Genomic DNA, 23,613 nt, shown 5'->3' with positions numbered 1-23,613 from the left:
GAAGATTCCGCTCACCAAACTGTTACCGATTTGTAACGATCCCCCTCCCTTGAAAAACCACATTCTCAGGCACAAATCCATGTCACCGGCGCTTGATCGCGCCGCGGGTCTGATTACCGGCTTGTCCCCCGCCGCGTCAGGCTTGGACAAAGGCCTTATCCCCCTCTCCGGGCCTTTGTCCCCACTTTAAGGTCGCCATGGCCAACCTCCAGGCCATGGCGACTTTTGTTTTTCCAGCCCCTCGAAATTATCGTCGCTCGTCGCATATTTTGAAGTATCGCATGCGATTTGCTGCATTGTCTCCGGGATGGTTTTGAGCCTAACTTGCAATCATGGGATTTAACCGCATGGATTCGGGAGCCTACCTTGCCAGCCAGCTGGCGAAGGGTTTTGCCCGCTCGCTGCACCAGCGCGCGGTCGGGCTCGGTTTTTCTCCCGGCCAGTTCCCCATTCTGCTGGAACTCTGGGCCGAGGATGGGCTGACCCAGAAACAGCTTCTCGAGCGGGTCGACATCGAGCAGGCGACCATGGCCAATACGCTGTCGCGCATGGTCCGCGACGGGCTGATCGAACGCCGGCCGCATCCATCCGACAAGCGGGCGCAACTGCTCTTCCTGACGCCGAAGGCCCGCGCCATGGAGGCGGAGGCGATCGAGACCGCACGCGAGGCCGACCTTGCGCTGTTTAAAGGTTTTCGGGTTTTCGAGCGCGAACTGACGCTCGAATATATCCGCCGGCTTCTGGAAAACGCCAAGGCACTCTGACCAGGATCATTCGCTGGGATTATTCGCTGACGAGGCGTGTACGCCGTCGCGGCGGTATGCCGGTTCCGGCCGGCGCCGCCGGGACGTTCTTACGAACGGCCGGCTTCATGCTCGGCTCGATATCCGGCTTGCCGAGCAGCAGGCCCTGCACCTGCGCGCAGCCTTCCTCGACGACGATCCGGCGCTGCGTCTCGGTTTCCACACCCTCGGTGACGACGGGCATGCCGAGGCTGTGGCCGAGACCGATAATCGCACGCACGATCGATCGCGCCGCGGCGTCATGCTCCAGCACGCCGGTGAAACTGCGGTCGACCTTGATCTTGTCGAAGGGAAACGTGCGCAGGTTCGAGAGCGAAGAGTAGCCGGTGCCGAAATCGTCCATGACGATGTGCACCCCCAGCCTGCGCAGGCGCTGCAGCGTTGCCATCACCCGGTCGCGATCGCGGATCAGGGCTGCCTCGGTGATCTCGAGCTCCAGCCGATCGGGGACGAGCCCCGTCTCGTCAAGGACCGCCTCGACCCGCTCGCACAGGTTGGGCAGCATGAACTGCACCGGCGAAACATTGACTGCAATCGTCAGCGGCTGCGGCCAGCGCGCGGCCTCCCTGCAGGCCTGCAGCAATATCCATTCGCCGAGCTGAACGATCGATCCGCTTTCCTCGGCGATCGGGATGAAAATGTCGGGCTCGGTCAAGCCGTGGACCGGCCGGTGCCAGCGCATCAAGGCCTCGTAGCCGCTGATCTCGCCGCTCTGTGCGTTGAGGATCGGCTGATAGCTGACATGGAGTTGGTTGCGGATGATCGCATGGCGCAGGTCGCTTTCGATCTGGCGGCGGTTGCGCGCCGCTTCGTCCATTTCCGCATCGAAGAAACAGGCCCTGCCGCGGCCATCATGCTTGACGCGGTAGAGTGCGGTATCGGCGTTGTTGCAGAGTTCTTCAGCCGTGCTCCCATCTCTTGGATAGAGCGCGATGCCGAGGCTGACGCCGACGGCTGTGGGGTCACGGGCCGTGTCCATCTCGGCGGCGAATTCGTCGATGATATCAGCCGCAAGCTTTTGCGCCGACGCCGGCTGCTGCCCATCGGACTGGATGATGGCGAATTCGTCGCCGCCGAGCCGGGCGATCGTATCGCTCTCACCGGCCACCCGGCGCAGGATGGCGGCGACCTTGCGGAGAATCCGGTCGCCTTCGGCATGGCCGAAGATGTCATTGACGGCCTTGAAGCGATCGAGGTCGAGACAGAACAGCGCAACCTCGGTGTTCTTGCGTTCCGCCACCTGCAGCGCCTGCCGGATGCGGGTGTCGAACAGCGACCTGTTCGGCAGATCGGTGAGCACGTCGTGGTGGGCGAGATGCTCGATCATCTCCTCGGCCTGCTTGCGCTCGGTGAGATCGCGCACCGCCAGCACCTCGCAATCGCGGCCACGATAAACGATCCTGCTGGCGTTTACGTCTACGGCGATCTCTCTGCCGGTGCGAGTGTTCAGCAGCGTCTCGCCGGGCCTGTTCTCCCGGGGCGCCTGAATGGCCGTCAGCACATCCGAGGGCGCCTTGCCCGAGAGATCGGCAAGCTTCCAGCCGGATAAGGCCTGGAACCGCTCGTTGACATCGATGATCCGGCCTTCGCGCAGGATCAGCAGCCCCTCCTGCGAGGCATTGGCAAGCCCGCGCAGATCCGTCAGGTGGCTTTGGACGAAGACCACGGCAAGGGCGACGAGGATAAGAGCCGTTGCCGCCACCACGACGATCGCGGCAAGCACCCGGGTGTCGAGCACCAATGTCGGAACCGCCTTGCCGGGGTCCGGCACGAGGGTAATGCTGCCCATCGAAATGAAATGAAGAGTGCAGATGGCGAGGACGAAGACCAGTGATGCGCTGAAGAGACGCCTCATCCCCTTCAGATTGGAAAAAATATGGAAGGCGGCGCTCGACAGAAGCATTCCGGCAGCGACCGCTGTCAATGTCATTGTGGGATCGTAGAGGATTACCGCCTGCGTCTCGATCGCCTGCATGCCAGTCAGGTGCATGGAGGCGATGCCGAGTGTCATCAGCACCCCGCCGCGGGTGGAGGAAAATCTTGCCGCACGTTGCGAGGCGGCGAGGATCGCCACCCATGAGCCTCCGACCGACAGGAAAAAGGAAAGCAGCGTCAGGTCGAGCGCGTAACTGATCGGTGTGCCGCCATCATAAGCGAGCATGGCGATGAAATGCGTTGCCCATACGCCGGTGCCGAAGGCAAAGCCCGACGCGCCGATCCAGAGCTTGCGCTGCCCGGCGTCGCACTCCTGGGCCCGGGAATACAGCAGCATCGCCGCCATGGCGCCCACCAGGCAGACCACGGCCGCCACGATGACCAAGCGCCAATCGTGGTTGTCGCGAATACAGGCAATGACCGAAAACATCTGCGCGCGCCCCGAACAGCTGATTTTCGGCCGATGCTATTTAGGTTGTGCTAATTAACTGTAAATTGAATTAGATCTTTCTTTTTTATCGCGATAGGCCCCTTCCGCAACACCCAATTACGTCGGCTCGGCATGATTGCGCGCGCCTCTGATTTTTTGCTTTTTCCGCCTCGCCTGCTTTCCCGGTTTGGTCTATCGTCCCGCCGAATTTCGAAAAGGAGTCGAAAATGGCCGACATACAACCGGTTCTTTCGCGTGCGGACCAGAATCTTTCATCGAGCCTCGAAAAACTGTTCGAGCTGCTGCGCATCCAGTCGATTTCCACCGATCCCGCCTACAGAGCCGAATGCCGCAAGGCCGCCGAATGGCTCGTCACCTATCTCGAAACGCTCGGCTTCGAAGCCTCCGTTCGCGACACGCCGGGTCATCCGATGGTCGTCGCTCACCATGCCGGCGCCTCCGCTGACGCGCCGCACGTTCTGTTCTACGGCCATTATGACGTCCAGCCGGTCGACCCGATCGAGCTTTGGGATAACGACCCCTTCGAGCCGTCGATCAAGGATGTCGGCGACGGCCGCAAGATCCTGACCGGCCGCGGCACCTCCGACGACAAGGGCCAGTTGATGACCTTCGTCGAGGCCTGCCGCGCCTATAAGGAGATCAACGGCGCGCTTCCCTGCCGCGTCACCATTCTCTTCGAAGGCGAGGAGGAATCCGGCTCGCCGTCGCTGAAGCCCTTCCTCGAAGCCAATGCCGCCGAGCTCAAGGCCGACTATGCGCTGGTCTGCGATACCGGCATGTGGGACCGCGACACGCCGGCGATCGCCGCAGCACTGCGCGGACTTGTCGGCGAGGAAGTCACCGTGACGGCCGCCGACCGCGACCTGCATTCCGGCCTCTTCGGGGGCGCTGCGGCCAATCCGATCCACATCCTCGTCGAGGCTCTCGCCGGCCTGCATGACGAGACCGGCCGCATCACGCTCGAAGGCTTCTACAACGGCGTCGAGGAGACGCCCGACAACATCAAGGCCTCATGGGAGACGCTGGGCAAGACCGCCGAGACCTTCCTCGGCGAAGTCGGCCTTTCCATTCCATCCGGCGAAAAGGGCCGTTCGGTGCTCGAACTCACCTGGGCGCGGCCGACCGCCGAAATCAACGGCATCTGGGGCGGATATACCGGCGAAGGCTTCAAGACGGTGATCGCCGCCAAGGCCTCGGCGAAGGTTTCGTTCCGGCTTGTCGGCACGCAGGATCCTGCCGCCATCCGCGAAGCCTTCCGCAGCTATATCAGCGCGAAGATTCCCGCCGATTGCTCGGTCGAGTTCCATCCGCATGGGGGCTCGCCGGCGATCCACCTCTCCTATGATTCGCCGGTTTTGACCAAGGCGAAGACGGCACTGTCCGACGAGTGGCCGAAACCCGCCATCGTCATCGGCATGGGTGGCTCGATCCCGATCGTCGGCGACTTTCAGAAGATGCTCGGCATGGAATCGCTGCTCGTCGGCTTCGGCCTCAGCGACGACCGCATCCATTCGCCGAACGAGAAATACGAGCTCGTCTCCTACCACAAGGGCATCCGCTCCTGGGTGCGGATTCTTCAGGCGCTCGCCGCCTGAACGAAAGGGTGTGCCAGATCGCAATAACAAAAAGGCCGGTTAAAACCGGCCTTTCGTCATCCGCTCGCTCAGTGCCAGTTCATCCGTGGTCAATGAGAAGCAGGTATTGCAGCCAGACTGCCTTCGAAAGGTTAACAGATGGTTAACGGCACTCGAAGCAGAGGCGCCTGCCGAATATCGGAAGCACCGCACGCCCTAAGGCGTCGGCAGCAATTTCCTCGTTCAAGCTAGGTTCATCGCGGACTACATATAAGTCATTGAAAGACAAGGTGAATGATAGTGCTCACACAAGTGCGCGCGGTCGTTTCCCCTTTCTTTCAGATAGCAAAGGCCAGGCAAGTGCAGCCCCGCGCTGCCCCAAAATGCGCCTACGAGGAGTGAGAAAGCGTGAAAAATCTGTTTGCTAAAATCGCCGCGGCCGGCCTGTTCATGCTGGCGCCGGTGATCGCGCAGGCTGCCGAAGGCTATTCGACGGCGAACGTCAACATGCGCGCGGGCCCGAGCACCCGATATCCCGCCGTCGCGGTCATACCCGCCGGTTCTCCCGTCGAGATTCGCGGCTGCCTTTCCGACGTCAACTGGTGCGACGTGGAGTTCTACGGCGGCCGCGGCTGGGTTTCCGGCCAATATGTGCAGGCCCTCTATCAGCAACGCCGCATCTATGTCGGTCCGCAATACTACCGTCCGCTCGGCATTCCGGTGATCCGCTTCAGCGTCGACAATTACTGGAATCGCTACTACCGCAACCGCGATTTCTATCGCGAGCGCGACCGCTGGAGCCGCGGTCCGGACTATTACTACCGCGACCGCGACAATCGGGATCGTGACAGAGATCGCGACAACCGCGATCGGGATTGGCGGAATCGCGATCAAGATAACCGGGATCGCGATCGGAACTGGCGCGACAGCGACCGCAACCGGGACGGCGACCGAGATGGGCGCAATCGGGATCGCGACAGAGACTGGCGCAACCGAAACGGCGACCAGGAAGGACTCGACGACAATCGACGGGACGACCGGAGAGACAGGGATCGCAGACCCGATCGCAGGGATTTCGAATGCCGGCCCGGCGATCCCTCCTGCGACCAATAAGATATGAGGGGGCGGGGTCAGCGCCGTCCCTTCCGGTGGGCAGTCAAGAAAAAGCCCGGCGCTCCCATGAGGGATGCACCGGGCCTGATGTCGATCGGCGCGTGTTGAGGGGAGACGGCCGATCATGCGCGGGACGTCAGGGGTTGAGGCGGTGTCCCGCTTCTTCCTAAACTATCGCGGACGCACTTGGTTCCGCCGACCGCTTAGAAGATTGCGGCGGCGTAGCGAAAGCAGCCCGCACAATTCGGCGCAACGCATGGTCAGCCTGGTTTCCTCGCTGCTCTCGAGGCAGCATTGCCGCGCGAAAGTGAGCACGCTCCAGGCGTGCGAAAGTCGGCGCAATGCATGTCAGATCGTGACAATTGCAACGACCGGCAATCATGCCTGCGAGAGGTCACCGACAATTTGATGTGAGAGCATCGTGATGCTCTTGTCTTGCGGGATTCTTTGTTGCAGTTTTGAGACGTTGCGGATCGATTTTGATCCGTTCGAGGCTGGACCCTGATGACGCGAGACTACCTGGTTTTCCCAAGGCTTTTCGGCGCTCGGGCAGCCGCTATAGATGTTACCGTCTGGCATAAACACAACCCCCTCCTTCCTGTGCGACTGACCGATGGGGCGAACCTCAATCCTTCCGGCCAGATCTGGCGGCGCTTTCATCTCGGCGAATGGGAATATAAGCAGGACCCGGAAACGCTCGACGATTACGAAGCCCGCCAGTTCTGACATGCATAGAATTAAAGCGCAGCGCACGAAGCCGGAATGACGCAAAGCGCTTTATCGGCGCTTTCTGCTTTGCTTTCCATAATTAACACCCCGTTAAATCGCCGCATTTACAGTTCAGTCGGGTGACGGCGCCTGCAAGAGTGCCGTTGTGCGAAGTCACGCTTCGCGATCGAACATGGAGTGTGACCGGTCGGCGATGGCAGGCAGAGGCAGATCAGGCGACAGAATTGAACCGTCCTTCAGCGGCCGCCCGGCCCGCGACGATGACGAGTTTTCCCTCGATGCCGATGACCGCATTGCCGGAAGCCGATCCACTCGGCGCGGCGGCTCAAAACCGCCGCCGCAGCGTGCCGTCCCCCGGCGGCGGCGCGAGCCGCGGGAACGCGAAGGCGCCGGCTTGTTCGGCTTCGTGCGCCGCGTGATCTACTGGTGCGTCGTGCTGTCCATCTGGGCCGGCATCGGCGTTGCCGGGCTAGTGGTCTATTATGGCTCACGCATGCCGAGCGCCAGCACATGGGCGATCCCGGAACGGCCGCCGAACGTCAAGATCACCGCCGTCGACGGCAGCGTCATCGCCAATCGCGGCGCTACCGGCGGCGAGGCGCTGTCGCTCGAAAACATGTCGCCCTATATTCCGGAAGCCGTCATCGCCATCGAGGACCGGCGCTTCTATTCGCATTTCGGCGTCGATCCGCTCGGCCTCGGCCGGGCGATCGTGACCAACTTCACGGCTGGCCACATGGTGCAAGGTGGCTCGACGCTGACGCAGCAGCTCGCCAAGAACCTCTTCCTCTCCCCGGAAAGAACGCTGGAACGCAAGGTGCAGGAGGTGCTGCTCTCGCTCTGGCTGGAGCAGAAATACACCAAGGACCAGATCCTTGCCATGTATCTCAACCGGGTGTTCTTCGGATCGAACGCCTATGGCGTCGAGGCGGCATCACGCCGCTATTTCAACAAATCGGCGCGTGACGTGAACCTCGGCGAGGCCGCGGTGCTGGCCGGCCTGCTCAAGGCGCCGTCGCGGCTTTCGCCGGCCCGCGACGCGGACGCCGCCAATGCGCGCGCCCAGCTCGTGCTTGCGGCAATGCGCGAGCAGGGCTTCATCACCGACTCCGAGGTCAAGACCGCGATGTCGCAGACCCCGGCTTCGGCCAAGAGCTATTGGTCAGGCGCCGGACACTATGTCGCCGACATGGTGATGGACGAGCTGCCGGGGCTGATCGGAGACGTCAAGGAAGACGTCATCGTCGATACGACCATCGACAAGTCGCTGGAAAAGAAAGCCGAGCAATCGCTGGTCGACGTGCTCGACAAGGAGGGTGGCAAGCTCGACGCCTCGCAGGCGGCCCTCGTCTCGATCGACGGCACCGGCGCGATCCGGGCGCTCGTCGGCGGCAGGGATTATGCGACGAGCCAGTTCAACCGGGCCGTCAAGGCCAAACGCCAGCCGGGCTCCTCGTTCAAGCCCTTCGTCTATGCCGCCGCGCTCGAAAAGGGACTGACGCCCTTTTCGGTGTTCAACGACGCACCGATCCGTATCGGCGACTGGACGCCCGAAAATTACGAAAAGAAATACAATGGCGAGGTGACGCTGGCGACCGCACTTGCCAAGTCGCTGAACACGGTGGCCGCCCAGCTGGTGATGTATGACGGGCCGGACCAGGTGATCAAGCTTGCCCACCGGCTCGGCATCGAAAGCGAGCTGCAGCCGAATGCCTCGATTGCGCTCGGCACCTCTGAAGTGTCGCTGATGGAACTCACCGCCTCCTATGCCGCCTTCATGAACGGCGGCTACAAGGCGACGCCGCACGTCATCCGCCGGGTGACGACCGCCGAGGGCAAGGTTCTCTACGAAAATACCTATGACAGCCCGCCGCGCGTGCTGTCCGAGCAGATCGTCGCCGAAATGGATGCGATGATGATGGGCGTCATCGACAACGGCACCGGCAAGAGCGCCAAGATCCCCGGCTGGCAAGCGGCCGGAAAGACCGGCACGACGCAGAATTCACGCGACGCGCTCTTCGTCGGCTTCACCAGCAACCTCACGACAGGCGTCTGGTTCGGCAATGACGACGGCAAGCCGATGAAGAAGGTGACCGGCGGCGGCCTTCCGGCCAAAGCCTGGAAAGAATTCATGATCGCCGCCCACAAGGGTCTTTCGCCGGCGCCGCTGTTCGGCAACGGCCAGTTGATCGCCGATCCGAACAGTGGTCAACCGATGGCGCAGGCAGCACCCGGCGATGGACAATCAGCCAGCGGGCAGCCGATGACCGCCGAGGCGCCGCCTTCGACGATCGGCGGCATTATTTCCGGCGTCTTCGGCGGCGACGACAGCGCCAACCGCTATCCGCAGGCGCCTGTGCGGCAACAGGGCGCGACCTCAGGCAACGGGCCGGTTCCTCCCGCCGACGTTGCCGAAGGCGGCTACGACAGCATGGTGCCGCCCGGCGATGTGGGGGGGCCGCAATCGACCTCTTCGGTCCAGCCGCGGCGCACCACCCTGCTCGATCTGATCATGGGCCAATGAGATCCTTGGCTGCATCGCCGACACAAGCCGGACGCGCCGGAAATCGGCCGCGTCCCGGACGGCGGGGGGGCCTCTTTCCCGATGACTATAAAAATTGAATGCAACACATTCGTTTTGCTGGATTCCGGGCCATTTCTCGCCTTGCAGTCCAGAAAACCGCTCCTTATATACGCCGCATCACCGCAATCACGATTGCGTAATCTTAAGTAGACCCATCCCGTAAGGGGCTGTCAGGGAATGCCTTCTCGGGGTTCAGACAGCTTGCTTCAAGGAGAGAATGACATGGCAAAAGTAATTGGTATCGACCTTGGAACGACGAATTCCTGCGTCGCAGTCATGGACGGTAAGGACGCGAAGGTTATCGAGAATGCGGAAGGTGCACGCACGACCCCTTCCATGGTGGCATTTTCCGATGATGGCGAACGCCTCGTCGGTCAGCCGGCCAAGCGCCAGGCGGTCACCAACCCGACGAATACGCTCTTTGCAGTCAAGCGCCTGATCGGCCGCCGCTACGAAGATCCGACCGTCGAGAAGGACAAGCACCTCGTTCCCTTCACCATCGTCAAGGGCGACAATGGCGACGCCTGGGTCGAAGCCAATGGCAAGGGCTACTCGCCCGCACAGATTTCCGCGATGATCCTTCAGAAGATGAAGGAAACCGCCGAATCCTATCTCGGCGAAAAGGTCGAGAAGGCCGTCATCACCGTTCCCGCCTATTTCAACGACGCGCAGCGCCAGGCAACCAAGGATGCCGGCCGCATTGCCGGCCTTGAAGTTCTGCGCATCATCAACGAGCCGACCGCTGCCGCACTCGCCTACGGCCTCGACAAGAAAGAAGGCAAGACGATTGCCGTCTACGACCTTGGTGGCGGTACCTTCGATATCTCGATCCTCGAGATCGGCGACGGCGTCTTCGAAGTGAAGTCCACCAACGGCGATACTTTCCTCGGCGGTGAAGACTTCGACATGCGTCTCGTCGAATATCTCGTCGGCGAATTCAAGCGCGACAACGGCATCGACCTGAAGAACGACAAGCTTGCCCTGCAGCGCCTCAAGGAAGCCGCGGAAAAGGCGAAGATCGAGCTTTCGTCCTCGCAGCAGACCGAAATCAACCTGCCGTTCATCACGGCCGATGCTTCCGGCCCGAAGCACCTGACGCTGAAGCTGACCCGCGCCAAGCTCGAGAGCCTGGTCGACGATCTCGTCCAGCGCACGATCGCTCCGTGCAAGGCAGCCCTGAAGGATGCCGGCGTCACCGCCGCAGAAATCGACGAAGTGGTTCTCGTCGGCGGCATGAGCCGCATGCCGAAGGTCCAGGAAGTCGTCAAGCAGCTGTTCGGCAAGGAGCCGCACAAGGGCGTCAACCCGGATGAAGTCGTCGCACTCGGCGCCGCCATCCAGGCCGGCGTTCTGCAGGGCGACGTCAAGGACGTGCTGCTGCTCGACGTCACGCCGCTGTCGCTCGGCATCGAGACGCTCGGTGGTGTCTTCACCCGCCTGATCGAACGCAACACGACGATCCCGACGAAGAAGAGCCAGACCTTCTCGACGGCCGAAGACAACCAGCAGGCCGTGACCATCCGCGTTTCGCAGGGCGAGCGTGAAATGGCTGCCGACAACAAGCTGCTCGGCCAGTTCGACCTCGTCGGCCTGCCGCCGTCGCCGCGCGGCATGCCGCAGATCGAAGTCACCTTCGACATCGACGCCAACGGCATCGTGCAGGTTTCGGCCAAGGACAAGGGCACCGGCAAGGAACAGCAGATCCGCATCCAGGCTTCCGGCGGTCTTTCCGACGCCGACATCGAGAAGATGGTGAAGGATGCCGAAGCCCACGCCACCGAGGACAAGAAGCGTCGCGAGGCCGTCGAAGCCCGGAACCAGGCCGAAAGCCTGATCCATTCTACGGAAAAGTCGCTGAAGGATTACGGCGACAAGGTTTCCGAGGCTGACCGCACCGCGATCTCCGATGCGATCGCCGCGCTGAAGACAGCTTCGGAAGCGACCGAGCCGGATGCCGACGACATCAAGGCGAAGACCCAGACGCTGATGGAAGTGTCGATGAAGCTCGGCCAGGCGATCTATGAAGCGCAGCAGGCCGAAGGCGGCGCAGCTGCCGGCGATGCCTCAGCGGAAGGCGGCGACAATGTCGTCGACGCCGACTACGAGGAAATCAAGGACGACGACCGCAAAAAGTCCGCGTAATCCGCGACGGCGTGGTTATGCTTCAACACCTGATCCGGCTGCTCACCATGGCAGCCGGAAATCCATTTCCGGGGTTTAATCCTTAATGGCAAAAGCGGACTTTTACGAAACTCTGGGTGTAGCCAAGACGGCGGATGAGAAAGAGCTGAAGAGCGCCTTCCGCAAACTGGCGATGAAATTCCATCCGGACAAGAACCCGGATGACAAGGACGCCGAACGCAAGTTCAAGGAAATCAACGAAGCCTACGAGATGCTCAAGGACCCGCAGAAGCGGGCGGCCTATGATCGGTATGGTCATGCGGCGTTCGAGCATGGCGGCATGGGCGGCGGTGGCGGCGGCGGATTTGCCGGCGGTGGCTTCTCCGACATCTTCGAGGATATTTTTGGCGAGATGATGGGTGGCGGGCGGGCGCGCCAGCGCTCGTCGGGCGGCCGCGAACGCGGCGCCGATCTTCGCTACAACATGGAAATAACGCTGGAAGAGGCTTTCTCCGGCAAGACGGCGCAGATCCGCGTTCCCACCTCGATCACCTGCGACGTCTGTTCGGGTTCGGGCGCCAAGCCCGGCACGCAGCCGAAGAATTGCGGCACCTGCCAGGGAAGCGGGCGCGTGCGCGCCGCACAGGGCTTCTTCTCGATCGAGCGGACCTGCCCGACCTGCCACGGCCGCGGCCAGATCATTCCCGATCCCTGCCCGAAGTGCCACGGCCAGGGCCGGGTGACGGAAGAGCGCTCGCTCTCGGTCAATATCCCCGCCGGCATCGAGGACGGCACACGCATCCGCCTGCAGGGCGAAGGCGAAGCCGGCGCCCGCGGCGGACCGGCAGGCGACCTTTATATCTTCCTGTCGGTGAAGCCGCATGAATTCTACCAGCGCGACGGCGCCGATCTCTATTGCGCCGTTCCGATCTCGATGACGACGGCTGCTCTCGGCGGGACCTTCGACGTGGCAACGCTCGACGGCACCAAGTCGCGCGTCAGTGTGCCCGAAGGCACGCAGGCGGGCAAACAGTTCCGCCTGAAGAGCAAGGGCATGCCGGTGCTGCGTTCGGCGCAGACAGGTGATCTCTACATCCAGATCCAGATCGAGACGCCGCAAAAGCTGACCAAGCGCCAGCGCGAGCTGCTGCAGGAATTCGAGCAACTGTCCTCCAAGGAGAACAATCCCGAATCGACGGGCTTCTTCGCCCGGATGAAGGAATTCTTCGAAGGCTGAGCCGCGATCGATAGAGCATCTCGAAAGCCGGGGACGGAGACGTCTCCGGCTTTTGCGTTTCAGCAGATCCCGATTTGAGACACTTGCCGTTCGACGCCGCCGGTTTGTCCCAGATCGGCACGGCGATGGGTCGGCTCATGACTTGCGTTAACGCAGCCGCGTGATGCCGCTTGCAAGTTTTCCAAATGAATTCAGTCTCTGCCGTCAGCGCATAAGCCCGAAATTCGGAATCGATATCCGGAAAGGATTAGGCGCGGAATCAAAGCAACAGAGCGTCCTCAGACGCGCGGGACAATCAAACCAAGGGTATCTGCCATGGCGCCAGCCTTTTCCTCTCAGTCCGAAGCCGTCGACGTTCTCGCCGGCGCCATCTACACATGGTGCGCCGAGCGCAACATCAAGCTTCGCAGCCAGCAGGGCCTTTCCATCGCCAGCATCGCGATCGACCTTTATCATGCCGGCCACCAGACGCAGGACGAGCTGCTGATGGCGCTGCACGAATGCGAGATCCACTGAACGCAGCGTGCAGACCGTGAACGAGCGCGCTATCCCGCTCGGCGAGATCAGGCGGCGTTTTCGGCTGTTTCCCCACTCATGATCGTGACGATGGTCTTGACCGCTTCCTTGCCCGCCGATGAGTTCAGTCTGTCGTAGCTCAGTGCAAGCGCATAGGCGTCGGGGCTGAGTTCGATACGGCTGCCGAATTGCGACATGCCGGCTCCCTCGAAAAGAGCGGAGATCTCCACATCGAGAAAAACTGCGATCTGATGCAGCTTGCTGGCGGAAACGCGGTTCGTCCCTTTTTCGTATTTCTGAATCTGCTGGAACGTCAATCCGAGTGCTTCGCCAAGCTCAAGCTGGGACACACGGCGAAGGGCGCGAAACTGTCTTACGTTGCGACCAACGATAATATCAACCGGATCTGGCACTTCATCACTCTCTGATACATAAACAGTTCGTTTACCATATCGGTTTCAGAGGATAACTCAACCCTACAGTTGCAAAATTCAACCAACTTTTTTTGGGCTTTACGTAACGTCAGTTGGCCGCGAAGATTGTGGCAGAAGCCCGAATATACCGGGTTCGCAGACACTCAAATAGGCTGACGGCCACAGCGCCCGGGCGGCACCGGAACGTCCTCCCCCAGGTTGTATTTTCATTGAGAATTTGGTTCCGCGCTGCATCGTGCCTGGAGCTCATCCCGCACCGAGGGCAGCACCAATGATCCACGGCAGCGAAGTTGCGAGCCTTGCCATCAACGCCGCTTGGGCTTAGCTGTCACGCTTCACGATTCCGGACATTCGATGCCGCACAAGGTTTCTCTTTCCCGCCTGAAGCTGACAGACTTCCGCAATTATGCGGCGGCGGCGCTTGACCTTGACGGCCGGCACGCCGTGCTGACGGGAGACAACGGCGCCGGCAAGACCAATCTCATGGAGGCTGTCTCGCTGCTTTCGCCCGGCCGGGGGCTGCGCCGCGCCGCCTATGGCGACATTACCCGCGTCGGCGCGGCCGGCGGTTTTTCGATCTTCGCCGCGCTCGACGGCATGGAAGGCGAAGTCGAAATCGGTACCGGCATCGAAACGGGCGAGGAGACCACGGCCCGCAGGCTGCGGATCAACGGTACCCAGGCCAAGACCGCAGATGAACTTACCGACCATCTGCGCCTTCTCTGGCTGACACCGGCCATGGACGGCCTCTTTACCGGCGCCTCCTCCGACCGTCGCCGCTTTCTCGACCGGCTGGTGCTGTCGCTCGATCCCGCCCATGGCCGTCGCGCCAGCGATTTCGAGCGTGCCATGCGCAGCCGCAACAAATTGCTCGATGAAGGCCGCTTCGACCCCTCCTGGCTTGCCGGCATCGAGGAACAGATGGCCAGCCTCGGCATTGCTATGGCGCTCGCCCGGCAGGAGATGCTCGGCTTGCTGAGCCGGCTGATCGAGGAAACGCGCGAGACGTCGCCCTTCCCTTCGGCATCGCTGCAGCTTTCCGGCTTCATGGACGGTCAATTTACGCGCCCCTCGGTCGATCTCGAGGACGAATATGCGGCCATGCTTTCAGAGAGCCGCTACCGCGACGCCGGCGCGGGGCGCACGCTTGACGGGCCGCATCGGGCCGATCTCATCGTGCACCACCGGGAAAAGGCGATGGAGGCGGAACGCTGCTCCACCGGCGAGCAGAAAGCGCTGCTTGTCGGTCTGGTGCTTGCGCATGCGCGTCTCGTCGGCAATCTCACCGGCCACGCGCCGATCCTGCTGCTCGACGAGATCGCCGCCCATCTTGACGAGGGCCGCCGCGCCGCGCTGTTCGACCTCATCGACGGGCTGGGCGGCCAGGCCTTCATGACCGGAACCGATCGCGCGATGTTTTCGGCGTTGGGCGACAGGGCGCAAGTCTTCACGGTGGCCGACGGAAAGATATTCGAATGACGGAGGCGACTTTTCCCGGTATCGAGCGCCATGATAAGATCGGCGCCATGGAACCGCTCAGCCCCGACGAAATCGCCCGTTATCACCGTCACATCCTGCTCCCCGAAATCGGCGGCGCGGGTCAGCAAAAGTTGAAAGCCGCCCGTGTGCTGGTGATCGGCGCAGGCGGCCTCGGTGCGCCGGTGCTGCAATATCTGGCCGCAGCCGGGATTGGCACGCTCGGTATCGTCGACGACGACCGGGTGTCGCTGTCGAACCTGCAGCGCCAGGTGATCCATGATTCCGGCACGATCGGCGAATTGAAGACGGAAAGTGCCGCCTTCGCCATCGCCAGGCTCAATCCGCATGTCCGGCTGATCCGCTTCGAGGAACGCTTTTCCGCCGAGACCGCCCGCCGGCAGCTCTCCGGCTTCGATCTGCTGATCGACGGCTCCGACAATTTCGACACGCGTTATGCCGCCGCCGATGCGGCTGAGGAAGCCCGCCTTCCGCTTGTCAGCGGCGCCGTCGGGCGCTTCGACGGCTCGCTGACGGTTCTCAAACCCTATGAGAGCGCCGAGGACGGGACGCCCAACCCCAGATATCGCGACCTTTTTCCGGAAGCGCCGCCGGCCGGGCTCATTCCCGCCTGCGCCGAGGCCGGGGTCATCGGCGCACTCACCGGCGTCATCGGCACGATGATGGCGATGGAGGCGATCAAGCTCGTCACCGGCACCGGCGAGCCGCTGGTCGGACGGCTGCTGCTCTATGACGCGCTCTCGGCCCGGTTCGACACGGTCCGCTACAGAAGACGCCGCACAACGCAAAGACAGGCCGGATGACGATTTTTCCTCTTGATCATAATTTCACGCGCTGGGACGAGTTGCTCGCACTGATCCTCACCGCCTTCGCTTCGATGAACGGCAGGATCGATCCGCCATCCTCGGCGCTGACGCTGACGGCGGAGTCGCTGGCCGAAAAGGCAAGAGCCGAGATCGGTCATATCGCCATCGACGGCGAAAAGCTGACCGGCTGCCTGTTTTTGCGGCCGGAGGCTGATTGTCTCTATGTCGGCAAGCTCGCGGTTCTCCCCTCAGCGCAAGGCAAGGGTCTCGGCAGGCGGCTGCTGGCGATTGCCGAGGAAACGGCCGCAAGTCTCGGCCTTGCCGCTTTGCGGCTGGAGACGCGCATCGAGCTCACCGACAATCACGCCGTCTTCGCCGCCTGCGGATTTTCGAGAACCGCCGAGAAGGCGCATCCGGGCTTTGCCAGGACGACCTTCGTCGAGATGCGCAAGACGCTTGCGCATCGGATCCAGGTCGTCTGACCCGGCTCGGCTTCAGCGGCCGGGCAGCACCCGGTTCGGCGGCCTGTGACCGTCGATGAAGGTGCGGATGTTGATGATGACCTTGTCGCCCATGTCGATGCGGCCCTCGATCGTCGCCGAACTCATATGCGGCAGCAGCACGACCTTGCCCTCATTGGCGAGCTTGACGAGCTTCGGATTGACGGCAGGCTCGTTTTCGAAGACGTCGAGGCCGGCGCCGGCGATCCGACCCTCCCTCAGAGCCTTGATCAGCGCAGCTTCATCGACGACGTCGCCGCGCGCGGTGTTGACGAGATAGGCCGTCGGCTGCAGCAGCGCCAGCCGGCGCGCCGAGATCAGGTGGAAAGTTGCCGGCGTCGACGGGCAATTGACCGACACGATGTCGACGCGGGCGAGCATCTGGTCGAGGCTTTCCCAATAGGTCGCTTCCAACTCGTCCTCGACGGCCGGATTGACGCGCTTGCGGTTGTGGTAGTGGATCGACAGGCCGAACGCCTTGGCGCGGCGGGCGACCGCCGTGCCGATGCGGCCCATGCCGACGATGCCGATGCGCTTGCCGTGAATGCGCCGACCGAGCATCCAGGTCGGAGACCAGCCGGCCCATTCGCCAGGCTTGTCGGTGAGCACACGCGCGCCTTCTCCGAGCCGCCTCGGAACAGCGAGAATGAGCGCCATGGTCATATCGGCGGTATCCTCGGTCAGGACGTTCGGCGTGTTGGTGACGGTGATGCCCTTGCGCGCCGCCGCCTCGACGTCGATATGGTCTATGCCGTTGGAGAAGCTCGCAATCAGCTTCATCTGCGGCCCCGCCTGATCGATCAGCGCCGCATCGATGCGATCGGTGACGGTCGGCACCAGCACGTCGGCGGTCCTGACGGCGGCGATCAGCTCGGGCACGGAGCGCGGCGCGTCGTCGATGTTCAGCTCGGCGTCGAACAGCTCGCGCATGCGCGTTTCGACGGCATCGGGCAGCTTGCGGGTGATATAGACCTTCGGTTTTTTCTTCGCTGTCATGGCTGGCTGTGGTGCCTTGTTCAGAGGTCTTTAACCAAGAGGGGTGATAATTTTCCCATCCGGGCATTTTCTACCAGACCCGCACGCGAAGACAAACAAAACTCGCGGTGCAGGTGGGGAATGTCAGAGCCCGGACCGCGAACAGGCCGGGCCTGCCCGCGAATTCGAGCAAACGGAAACTTCCATGCGCAGCAAAGTCCTGAAGTCCTGCCTTGCCCTTGCCATCGCTCTGGCCGCATCCATGGGAACCGTCGAATTGGCCCATGCGCAGGCCGCCAAGGGGCCAAGCGGGCTGCCATTGCCGCGTTTCGTCACGCTGAAATCCAAGCGCGTCAACCTGCGCATCGGCCCGGGAACGGATTATGCCGTTTCGTGGATGTATCTGAAATCCGGATTGCCGGTGGAGATCATCCAGGAATACGACAACTGGCGCCGCATCCGCGATGCCGACGGCACCGAAGGCTGGGTCAACCAGTCGCTGCTGTCAGGCCAGCGCGCGGCGATCGCCGCTCCGTGGATGAAGACGAAGGCGAAGGGCGTCTTCGTCAATCTGCGCCGCGAGGCGCTGCCCTCCGCATCGATCGTCGCCAAGCTGGAACCCGGCGTGATGCTGACGATCGGCGAATGCAACGGCGACTGGTGCCGCGCCGAAACCGACGGCGCCTCCGGCTGGGTGGCGCAGTCGGAAATCTGGGGCGCCTATCCCGGCGAAGCCTTCAAATAAGCCCAGCCTGCTTGGCCGCCTCGGACAGCGAGGTCATCGGGCGCGGGCCGATCTGCTGGATAACGATGCCGGCGGCGAGGCAGCCGAGCTTACCGCAATCCTCCAGAGAGCGCCCCTGCGTATAGCCATAGAGAAAGCCGGAGGCGAAGAGATCGCCGGCGCCCGTCGTATCCACGACTTCCCTGATCCTGATCGCATCGACGTAATAACGCTCGCGGCCCTTCAGAATGACGGCGCCATCCTCGCTCATGGTCACGGCGGCGATCTTGCAATCGGCAGCGATCCTGTTCAGCGCCTCTTCGAAATCGTCGGTTTCGTAGAGCGACAGCGCTTCCTGGCGATTGGCGAAGACGATATCGATCTTGCCGGAACGCATCAGATCGAGGAATTCACCGCGATAGCGGCCGACGCAGAAGCTGTCGGACAGCGTCATCGACACTTCCCGGCCGTTTTCATGGGCAATACGGGCGCAATCGAGGATCGCTTCCTTGGCGCGCGGCGGATCCCAGAGATAACCTTCGAAATAGGTGACCTTGGCCTCGGCCACGACGTCGGCCTCGACGTCCTCCGGCCCGAGCTCGACGCAGGCGCCGAGATAGGTATTCATCGAACGCTCGCCGTCCTCGGTGACGAAGATCATCGAGCGCGCCGTCGGCGGGAAGGTTCCCTTGGGCTTCGTCTGATAGTGGACGCCCTGGGCGCGGATGTCGTGGGTGAAGATGTCGCCCAGCTGATCGGCGGCGACATTGCCGAAATAGGCGGCCTTGCCGCCGAGATTGGCAACGCCCGCAGCCGTATTGCCGGCGCTGCCGCCGGAGGCTTCGAGCGCCGGCCCCATGCGCGAATACAACAGTTCGGCCCGCTCGGCATCGATGAGGTTCATCGCCGCCTTGGTGATCTGGTTGTCAATGAGGAACTGGTCGTCGCAACGGGCAATGATGTCCACGATTGCGTTGCCGACTGTCAGAACATCGAATCTTGTCATGAAATGGGGAGTCCCGGATTTGTGATAGCCGGGGTTCGGTCTTAGCGAAATTTCCGCGGTTTGGAAGGATAAATGGTGGATGGCGCATCTATTTCTTCGCAAAACTGCCGCTTGTTCGTCATGCCCCTGTCACTTTGGAAATCTAGATATAGTCGCGAGAAGACCGGCATGAGCAGCTTTCAGTTGCAGCCGGACGCACGAGGGATGAACCCCTCGATCTTACTGGCGCGATGCTGACCACGGATGAACTGGCAGCTTCGCGATCGCTTCGGCAAGGCCGGAGCGGAAAAGCGGGCTGTGCCCGCTTTTTTTGTTTCTCGGATGCCGCCGGATCGGCGGCGATCGGCTCTTCAATCCAAGCCGTTTGCTGCTGCAGCATTTTCAGATGCTGCATTATTTATCCTTAAACCGATTCCGATTTACGGAATTATGCGGTAGAGGTGCGACACTCCCCCGCGCAAAGCAGCCTCCCCCATGTCAGCCATCATTCTCGACGTTCTTCCCATCTTCATCCTGATCCTCATCGGCTGGGTGATCGTCCGCAGCGGCTTGATGGCATCGAATGTCGGCGAAGCGCTCAGTGAATTCGTCTTCAAGATCGCGGTGCCGCTGCTGCTCTTCCGCACCATCGCCGAGGCGGATTTTCACGGCGCCTCGCCTTTCCGGCTGTGGATCGTCTACTTCTCCGGCGTTGCCATTACCTGGGCGACCGGCCATATCGCCGCCACGCGCCTCTTCGGCCGCGACGAACGGATCGGCGTGCTGGCCGGCGTTTCCTCGGCTTTCGCCAATAATATCTTCATCGGCCTGCCGCTGGTCGAGCGCACCGTCGGCGACGAAGGGCTGGTGGCGCTGTCGATCCTGCTTGCCGTACATCTGCCGGTGATGATGGTCGCCGGCACGGTGTTGATGGAGCATGCCGAACGCAAGATCGCCGGCAAGAGCGATCGCAGCATGGTGCTGGTGCTTCGCCAGATCGCCGTCAATCTCGTGCGCAACCCGCTGGTGATCGGGCTTGCGGCCGGCATGGCCATGCATCTTTCCGGCCTCACCATGCCGGTAACGCTCGAAACTGTCGTCAAGCAGATCGCCGGCATTGCCGGCCCGGCGGCGCTGATCTCCCTCGGCATGGCGCTGGAGAAATACGGCATCTCCGGCAATCTCGGCATCGCCAGCGTCACATCGAGCTTGAAGCTGCTGCTGCTGCCAGGCTGCGTGTGGGCGGCGAGCCATCTCCTCGGCCTCAGCCCGGAATGGACGGCGGCGATTGTGCTGACATCCTCGGTGCCCACAGGCGTCAACGCCTGGCTGATCGCCAACCGATTCGGCGTCGGCCATAGTATTGCTGCCTCGACGATCACGGTGACGACGGCGCTCGGCGCCATCACGGTCTCGCTCTGGGCCTATTTCCTGGGTGCCTAAAGCGCATCACGATCTTACAGATTCGTTCCTTGCGCTTTAGGTCTTTATTTTCTCGCATGTCGTTGTCGCAAAACCGCTCTACACTTTTACGCGACATGCTTTAAACGTCCTTCCGCACAGCAAAAAGCCCGGCTTCGCGGGCCGGGCTTTCATGAGATGCGATCATTCCGTCCGCGTCACTGCGTCGCGGTCTTCGGGTCCGGCAGCGGCACCGGCGAATCGGCGAGCGTGTGCAGGTAGAGGATGACGTTGGCGCGGTCCTGATCTTTCGCCAGACCGGCAAAGCCCATGGCAGTGCCGGGAACGTCCTTCTTCGGCGCCATCAGGAATTTGTTGAGGAATTCGAAGGTCCACTTCTCGCTGCTGCCCTTGGAGAAATCCTTCATGGCGGCGGAATAGCCAAAGCCCTCATGCGAGGCGATCGGGCGATCTACGACACCAAAGAGGTTGGGACCGACCTTGTTCGGTCCCCCTTTGGTGCCGTCATGACAGGCCTGACACTTCTTGAAGACCGTTTCACCGGCCTTGGCATCGGCAGAAGCGAGCAATTGCGCGATCGGAACGGCAGCAGCGGCAGGCGCAGCTTCGCCACCAGCGGCGGGCGCCTCTTCGGCAACGATCGCGAAACCTTCCTTTTCCGGTGCTTCGGAATGGAAGATCCCTTCGGACGCGATAGAGACCGACATCAGAACGAAAATCGTTCCGAGCAGTGCCCCCACGGCCGTATTGACGTATGAATTCATCTGCAATGCTCCCCTTGCAGCCGGCAGACCATAACCGGACCATCTTGAAATCGCGCGGAACCTATGTCTTTTGGCTGATCGTTGCAACTGTCTAAATGGTCTTGTGCGTGAGACTTTTTGACACTTTTCAGCCCGGAATAGAAGGCCCGACCAATGAGTGATTCAAATTTAGACGGCGTGCTCGTACTGATCCCGGCGCGGATGGCCTCCACCCGGCTTCCGGGCAAGCCGCTCGCCGATATTTGCGGGCTGCCGATGATCGTCCAGGTGGCGATGCGCGCCCAAGAGGCAGCCATCGGCCGCGTCGTCGTCGCCGTCGACGACATCAGGGTGTTCGATGCGGTTTCTGCCGCCGGCTTCGAAGTCGTCATGACCAGCAGCGATCATCAATCGGGTTCCGATCGGATCTTCGAGGCGCTGCAGAAAGTCGATCCTGCCGGCAAGGCGGAATTCATCGTCAACGTCCAGGGCGATCTGCCGACGATCGATCCGGAAACCGTGCGCGCGGCTTTGCGCCCTCTCGAGAACGAGGCGGTCGATATCGGCACGCTGACGACCGAAATCGATAATGAAGAGGACAAAACCGCGCCGCACATCGTCAAGGTCGTCGGCTCGCCCGTGTCCGACACCCGACTGCGCGGGCTCTATTTCACGCGTGCGACCGCACCTTACGGCAAGGGTCCGCTCTACCACCATATCGGCCTTTACGCCTATCGGCGCGCGGCGCTGGAACGGTTCGTCTCGCTCGGGCCTTCGACGCTCGAAAGGCGCGAAGCGTTGGAGCAGTTGCGGGCGCTGGAGGCGGGCATGCGCATCGACGCCGAGATCGTTGACACGGTTCCGCTCGGTGTCGATACTCCCGCCGACCTCGAAAAAGCGCGGCGCATCCTCTCCGCCAGAACAGGATGATTTTAGGCTCGGTTGGCCTAAAATCTGAATCCTGTTCTCAATTAAAGAGTTAGAGCATGATGTCGTCCGAAAACCGCTCACACTTTTCGGCATCATGCTCTAAGTCGAACTGACGGAACCATCATGAACATCAAGACCAACAGGATCGCCTTCCAGGGCGAATTCGGCGCCAATTCCGACATGGCCAGCCGCGACATGTTTCCGACCATGGAGCCGCTGCCCTGCCAGACCTTCGAGGATGCGTTCACGGCGGTCGACAATGGCGACGCGGATATCGGGATGATCCCGATCGAGAACACGATCGCCGGGCGCGTCGCCGATATCCACCATCTGCTGCCGGAATCGCGGCTGCACATCATCGGCGAATATTTCATGCCGATCCGCTTCCAGCTGATGGTGCTGCCGGGGGTGACCAAGGACGAGATCCGCACGGTGCACAGCCATATCCACGCGCTCGGCCAGTGCCGCAAGATCGTCCGCGCCAATGGCTGGAAGCCTATCATCGCCGGCGATACGGCCGGCGCGGCAAAGCTGGTGAAAGAGACCGGCGATCGGTCGATGGCCGCCTTGGCGCCACGCCTTGCCGCCGATCTCTACGGGCTCGAGATCATCGCCGAAAATGTCGAGGATACCGAAAACAACGTCACCCGCTTCGTCGTGCTGTCGCGCGACGAGGAATGGGCGCAACGGAATTCGGCGGATGAAAAGGTTGTCACCACCTTCGTCTTCAACGTCCGCAACATTCCGGCCGCGCTCTATAAGGCGCTCGGCGGGTTCGCCACCAACAATATCAACATGACCAAGCTCGAAAGCTATCAGCTCGGCGGCAGATTTGTGGCGACGCAGTTCTACGCCGATATCGAAGGCCACCCGAACGATCCGAACGTGCGCCGGGCATTGGAAGAGCTGCGGTTCTTCTCCGAGAAGGTGCGCATCCTCGGCGTCTACAAGGGGCATGCGATGCGAGGGCTGCTGTAGCTCTTTGTTCTATGCATATGCCCGGAAGCGCTGCACACTTCCGGGCATATGCACGAGGGGCCTCGACATCGGCTCTTATTTATCCGGCTCGCAGACGCGCAGCCGATGACCGTCCGGATCGAGCACGACGAAGGTCGGGCCGAAATCCAGTTCGGTCAGTTCCTGAGCGATCGGCAGGCCGCGACCGCGCCAATCCTCATACTGCCGGGCGACGGCATTTTCCCCCTTGACCATGAAGGCCACTTCGCCACGGTTGCCGATGGCGGAGGGCTGCGGCTCGACCTTGCTGCGCCGCCAGAGGCCGAGAGTGAAACCGCCCTCGAGCGGAAAGGCGACAAAATTCGGCGCTTCCACGGCCGGTTCGCGGTTCAGGAGGTTGCGGTAGAAACTGGCGCTTTCGCCGGGGTCCTTGACGTAAAGGATTATCAGGTTGGGGCTGGTCATTTCGGTTCTCCCGTTTATGTGAAATGGAAAAGGCGAGGCCCGCTGCTGCCAATGAATGGCAGCAGGACGCAGCGGACGCTGCCGAAGCAACGCCCTCATCTGCCGGGTTGAT

At 61.8% G+C, this 23,613-nt stretch carries 22 protein-coding genes; 16 read left to right on the top strand and 6 right to left on the bottom strand.

Going from position 1 to position 23,613, the window contains the following annotated elements; all coding sequences use genetic code 11:
• Positions 1-347: 347 nt before the first annotated feature.
• Positions 348-764 (top strand): MarR family transcriptional regulator, encoded by a 417-nt coding sequence (locus FHX14_RS06305; protein WP_003583451.1) that lies wholly within the window; start codon positions 348-350, stop codon positions 762-764.
• A 19-nt stretch (positions 765-783) separates the two neighbouring features.
• Here the strand turns inward: FHX14_RS06305 and FHX14_RS06300 are convergent, their stop codons facing one another.
• Positions 784-3,168 carry an EAL domain-containing protein gene (locus FHX14_RS06300; RefSeq protein WP_184376589.1) on the bottom strand — a complete coding sequence of 795 codons (2,385 nt, stop codon included), beginning with the start codon at positions 3,166-3,168 and terminating at the stop codon, positions 784-786.
• A 227-nt stretch (positions 3,169-3,395) separates the two neighbouring features.
• On the opposite strand from FHX14_RS06300, the gene FHX14_RS06295 reads away from it, so the two are divergent.
• The 7 genes from FHX14_RS06295 (at position 3,396) to FHX14_RS06265 (ending at position 13,063) form a co-directional block, all read left to right on the top strand.
• A complete protein-coding gene (locus FHX14_RS06295) occupies positions 3,396-4,784 on the top strand; it encodes a dipeptidase (RefSeq protein ID WP_184376588.1) in 1,389 nt (462 codons plus the stop codon).
• A 387-nt stretch (positions 4,785-5,171) separates the two neighbouring features.
• Positions 5,172-5,876 carry an SH3 domain-containing protein gene (locus FHX14_RS06290; protein ID WP_003589304.1) on the top strand — a complete coding sequence of 235 codons (705 nt, stop codon included), beginning with the start codon at positions 5,172-5,174 and terminating at the stop codon, positions 5,874-5,876.
• Between the two features lie 504 nt (positions 5,877-6,380).
• The gene (locus FHX14_RS06285; protein ID WP_003589305.1) at positions 6,381-6,602 is read left to right on the top strand and encodes a hypothetical protein; all 222 of its coding nucleotides are present in this window, start codon (positions 6,381-6,383) and stop codon (positions 6,600-6,602) included.
• A gap of 196 nt (positions 6,603-6,798) precedes the next feature.
• A complete protein-coding gene (locus tag FHX14_RS06280) occupies positions 6,799-9,129 on the top strand; it encodes a transglycosylase domain-containing protein (protein ID WP_184376587.1) in 2,331 nt (776 codons plus the stop codon).
• A gap of 282 nt (positions 9,130-9,411) precedes the next feature.
• On the top strand, positions 9,412-11,331 hold the full coding sequence (gene dnaK / locus FHX14_RS06275; protein WP_003589308.1) for a molecular chaperone DnaK: 1,920 nt from the start codon (positions 9,412-9,414) through the stop codon (positions 11,329-11,331).
• 85 nt (positions 11,332-11,416) lie between these two features.
• Entirely contained in the window at positions 11,417-12,547 is a 1,131-nt protein-coding gene (gene dnaJ, locus FHX14_RS06270; protein WP_012559503.1) for a molecular chaperone DnaJ, read from the top strand.
• 315 nt (positions 12,548-12,862) lie between these two features.
• On the top strand, positions 12,863-13,063 hold the full coding sequence (locus FHX14_RS06265; RefSeq protein WP_184376586.1) for a hypothetical protein: 201 nt from the start codon (positions 12,863-12,865) through the stop codon (positions 13,061-13,063).
• A 47-nt stretch (positions 13,064-13,110) separates the two neighbouring features.
• Here the strand turns inward: FHX14_RS06265 and FHX14_RS06260 are convergent, their stop codons facing one another.
• The gene (locus FHX14_RS06260) at positions 13,111-13,476 is read right to left on the bottom strand and encodes a helix-turn-helix transcriptional regulator (RefSeq protein ID WP_003589313.1); all 366 of its coding nucleotides are present in this window, start codon (positions 13,474-13,476) and stop codon (positions 13,111-13,113) included.
• Between the two features lie 375 nt (positions 13,477-13,851).
• Between FHX14_RS06260 and recF the strand changes: the two genes are divergently transcribed.
• From recF to FHX14_RS06245, 3 genes are read left to right on the top strand one after another with little or no spacing between them, the layout of a single operon-like run.
• The gene (gene recF / locus FHX14_RS06255; RefSeq protein WP_184376585.1) at positions 13,852-14,976 is read left to right on the top strand and encodes a DNA replication/repair protein RecF; all 1,125 of its coding nucleotides are present in this window, start codon (positions 13,852-13,854) and stop codon (positions 14,974-14,976) included.
• Positions 14,973-15,797 (top strand): molybdopterin-synthase adenylyltransferase MoeB, encoded by an 825-nt coding sequence (locus FHX14_RS06250; RefSeq protein WP_184376584.1) that lies wholly within the window; start codon positions 14,973-14,975, stop codon positions 15,795-15,797. The genes recF and FHX14_RS06250 overlap by 4 nt, the downstream gene beginning before the upstream one ends.
• Positions 15,794-16,282 (top strand): GNAT family N-acetyltransferase, encoded by a 489-nt coding sequence (locus FHX14_RS06245; RefSeq protein ID WP_184376583.1) that lies wholly within the window; start codon positions 15,794-15,796, stop codon positions 16,280-16,282. The genes FHX14_RS06250 and FHX14_RS06245 overlap by 4 nt, the downstream gene beginning before the upstream one ends.
• Positions 16,283-16,294: 12 nt before the next feature.
• Here the strand turns inward: FHX14_RS06245 and FHX14_RS06240 are convergent, their stop codons facing one another.
• The gene (locus FHX14_RS06240; protein ID WP_184376582.1) at positions 16,295-17,296 is read right to left on the bottom strand and encodes a D-glycerate dehydrogenase; all 1,002 of its coding nucleotides are present in this window, start codon (positions 17,294-17,296) and stop codon (positions 16,295-16,297) included.
• Positions 17,297-17,480: 184 nt separating this feature from the next.
• Between FHX14_RS06240 and FHX14_RS06235 the strand changes: the two genes are divergently transcribed.
• Complete coding sequence (locus FHX14_RS06235; protein ID WP_003589321.1) at positions 17,481-18,020, top strand: SH3 domain-containing protein; 540 nt, start codon at positions 17,481-17,483, stop codon at positions 18,018-18,020.
• Here the strand turns inward: FHX14_RS06235 and FHX14_RS06230 are convergent.
• A complete protein-coding gene (locus tag FHX14_RS06230; protein WP_003589322.1) occupies positions 18,013-19,005 on the bottom strand; it encodes an adenosine kinase in 993 nt (330 codons plus the stop codon). The genes FHX14_RS06235 and FHX14_RS06230 overlap by 8 nt on opposite strands.
• A 243-nt stretch (positions 19,006-19,248) precedes the next feature.
• Between FHX14_RS06230 and FHX14_RS06225 the strand changes: the two genes are divergently transcribed.
• Positions 19,249-19,443 carry a hypothetical protein gene (locus FHX14_RS06225; RefSeq protein ID WP_157179771.1) on the top strand — a complete coding sequence of 65 codons (195 nt, stop codon included), beginning with the start codon at positions 19,249-19,251 and terminating at the stop codon, positions 19,441-19,443.
• 36 nt (positions 19,444-19,479) lie between these two features.
• Positions 19,480-20,427 carry an AEC family transporter gene (locus tag FHX14_RS06220; RefSeq protein ID WP_003589323.1) on the top strand — a complete coding sequence of 316 codons (948 nt, stop codon included), beginning with the start codon at positions 19,480-19,482 and terminating at the stop codon, positions 20,425-20,427.
• Positions 20,428-20,603: 176 nt separating this feature from the next.
• Here the strand turns inward: FHX14_RS06220 and FHX14_RS06215 are convergent, their stop codons facing one another.
• Positions 20,604-21,170 (bottom strand): cytochrome c family protein, encoded by a 567-nt coding sequence (locus FHX14_RS06215; protein ID WP_003589324.1) that lies wholly within the window; start codon positions 21,168-21,170, stop codon positions 20,604-20,606.
• 153 nt (positions 21,171-21,323) lie between these two features.
• Here FHX14_RS06215 and FHX14_RS06210 point away from each other — a divergent pair, with 153 nt between their 5' ends.
• Together FHX14_RS06210 and FHX14_RS06205 are read left to right on the top strand one after the other, a co-directional pair.
• Entirely contained in the window at positions 21,324-22,079 is a 756-nt protein-coding gene (locus tag FHX14_RS06210) for a 3-deoxy-manno-octulosonate cytidylyltransferase (RefSeq protein WP_012559498.1), read from the top strand.
• A gap of 123 nt (positions 22,080-22,202) precedes the next feature.
• Positions 22,203-23,057, top strand: coding sequence for a prephenate dehydratase (locus FHX14_RS06205; protein WP_003589326.1), 855 nt, complete (start codon positions 22,203-22,205; stop codon positions 23,055-23,057).
• 75 nt (positions 23,058-23,132) lie between these two features.
• Here the strand turns inward: FHX14_RS06205 and FHX14_RS06200 are convergent, their stop codons facing one another.
• Positions 23,133-23,501, bottom strand: a complete 369-nt coding sequence (locus FHX14_RS06200; RefSeq protein WP_184376581.1) for a VOC family protein — start codon at positions 23,499-23,501, stop codon at positions 23,133-23,135.
• Between the last annotated feature and the right edge of the window lie 112 nt (positions 23,502-23,613).

The organism is Rhizobium sp. BK619 (assembly GCF_014195245.1).
Lineage (GTDB): Bacteria > Pseudomonadota > Alphaproteobacteria > Rhizobiales > Rhizobiaceae > Rhizobium > Rhizobium acidisoli.
The sequence above is the reverse complement of the archived record's forward strand: the minus strand, read 5'-3'. Positions and strand labels throughout refer to the sequence as shown.

Coding starts and splice junctions, on each gene's coding strand:
- FHX14_RS06205 (WP_003589326.1), top strand. CDS start 22,203: ATGAACATCAAGACCAACAGGATCGCCTTCCAGGGCGAATTCGGCGCC.
- FHX14_RS06240 (WP_184376582.1), bottom strand. CDS start 17,296: ATGACAGCGAAGAAAAAACCGAAGGTCTATATCACCCGCAAGCTGCCC.
- FHX14_RS06220 (WP_003589323.1), top strand. CDS start 19,480: ATGTCAGCCATCATTCTCGACGTTCTTCCCATCTTCATCCTGATCCTC.
- FHX14_RS06230 (WP_003589322.1), bottom strand. CDS start 19,005: ATGACAAGATTCGATGTTCTGACAGTCGGCAACGCAATCGTGGACATC.
- FHX14_RS06280 (WP_184376587.1), top strand. CDS start 6,799: ATGGCAGGCAGAGGCAGATCAGGCGACAGAATTGAACCGTCCTTCAGC.
- FHX14_RS06305 (WP_003583451.1), top strand. CDS start 348: ATGGATTCGGGAGCCTACCTTGCCAGCCAGCTGGCGAAGGGTTTTGCC.
- FHX14_RS06300 (WP_184376589.1), bottom strand. CDS start 3,168: ATGTTTTCGGTCATTGCCTGTATTCGCGACAACCACGATTGGCGCTTG.
- FHX14_RS06235 (WP_003589321.1), top strand. CDS start 17,481: ATGCGCAGCAAAGTCCTGAAGTCCTGCCTTGCCCTTGCCATCGCTCTG.
- dnaK (WP_003589308.1), top strand. CDS start 9,412: ATGGCAAAAGTAATTGGTATCGACCTTGGAACGACGAATTCCTGCGTC.
- FHX14_RS06285 (WP_003589305.1), top strand. CDS start 6,381: ATGACGCGAGACTACCTGGTTTTCCCAAGGCTTTTCGGCGCTCGGGCA.
- FHX14_RS06215 (WP_003589324.1), bottom strand. CDS start 21,170: ATGAATTCATACGTCAATACGGCCGTGGGGGCACTGCTCGGAACGATT.
- recF (WP_184376585.1), top strand. CDS start 13,852: ATGCCGCACAAGGTTTCTCTTTCCCGCCTGAAGCTGACAGACTTCCGC.
- FHX14_RS06245 (WP_184376583.1), top strand. CDS start 15,794: ATGACGATTTTTCCTCTTGATCATAATTTCACGCGCTGGGACGAGTTG.
- FHX14_RS06210 (WP_012559498.1), top strand. CDS start 21,324: ATGAGTGATTCAAATTTAGACGGCGTGCTCGTACTGATCCCGGCGCGG.
- dnaJ (WP_012559503.1), top strand. CDS start 11,417: ATGGCAAAAGCGGACTTTTACGAAACTCTGGGTGTAGCCAAGACGGCG.
- FHX14_RS06225 (WP_157179771.1), top strand. CDS start 19,249: ATGAACTGGCAGCTTCGCGATCGCTTCGGCAAGGCCGGAGCGGAAAAG.
- FHX14_RS06200 (WP_184376581.1), bottom strand. CDS start 23,501: ATGACCAGCCCCAACCTGATAATCCTTTACGTCAAGGACCCCGGCGAA.
- FHX14_RS06295 (WP_184376588.1), top strand. CDS start 3,396: ATGGCCGACATACAACCGGTTCTTTCGCGTGCGGACCAGAATCTTTCA.
- FHX14_RS06250 (WP_184376584.1), top strand. CDS start 14,973: ATGACGGAGGCGACTTTTCCCGGTATCGAGCGCCATGATAAGATCGGC.
- FHX14_RS06265 (WP_184376586.1), top strand. CDS start 12,863: ATGGCGCCAGCCTTTTCCTCTCAGTCCGAAGCCGTCGACGTTCTCGCC.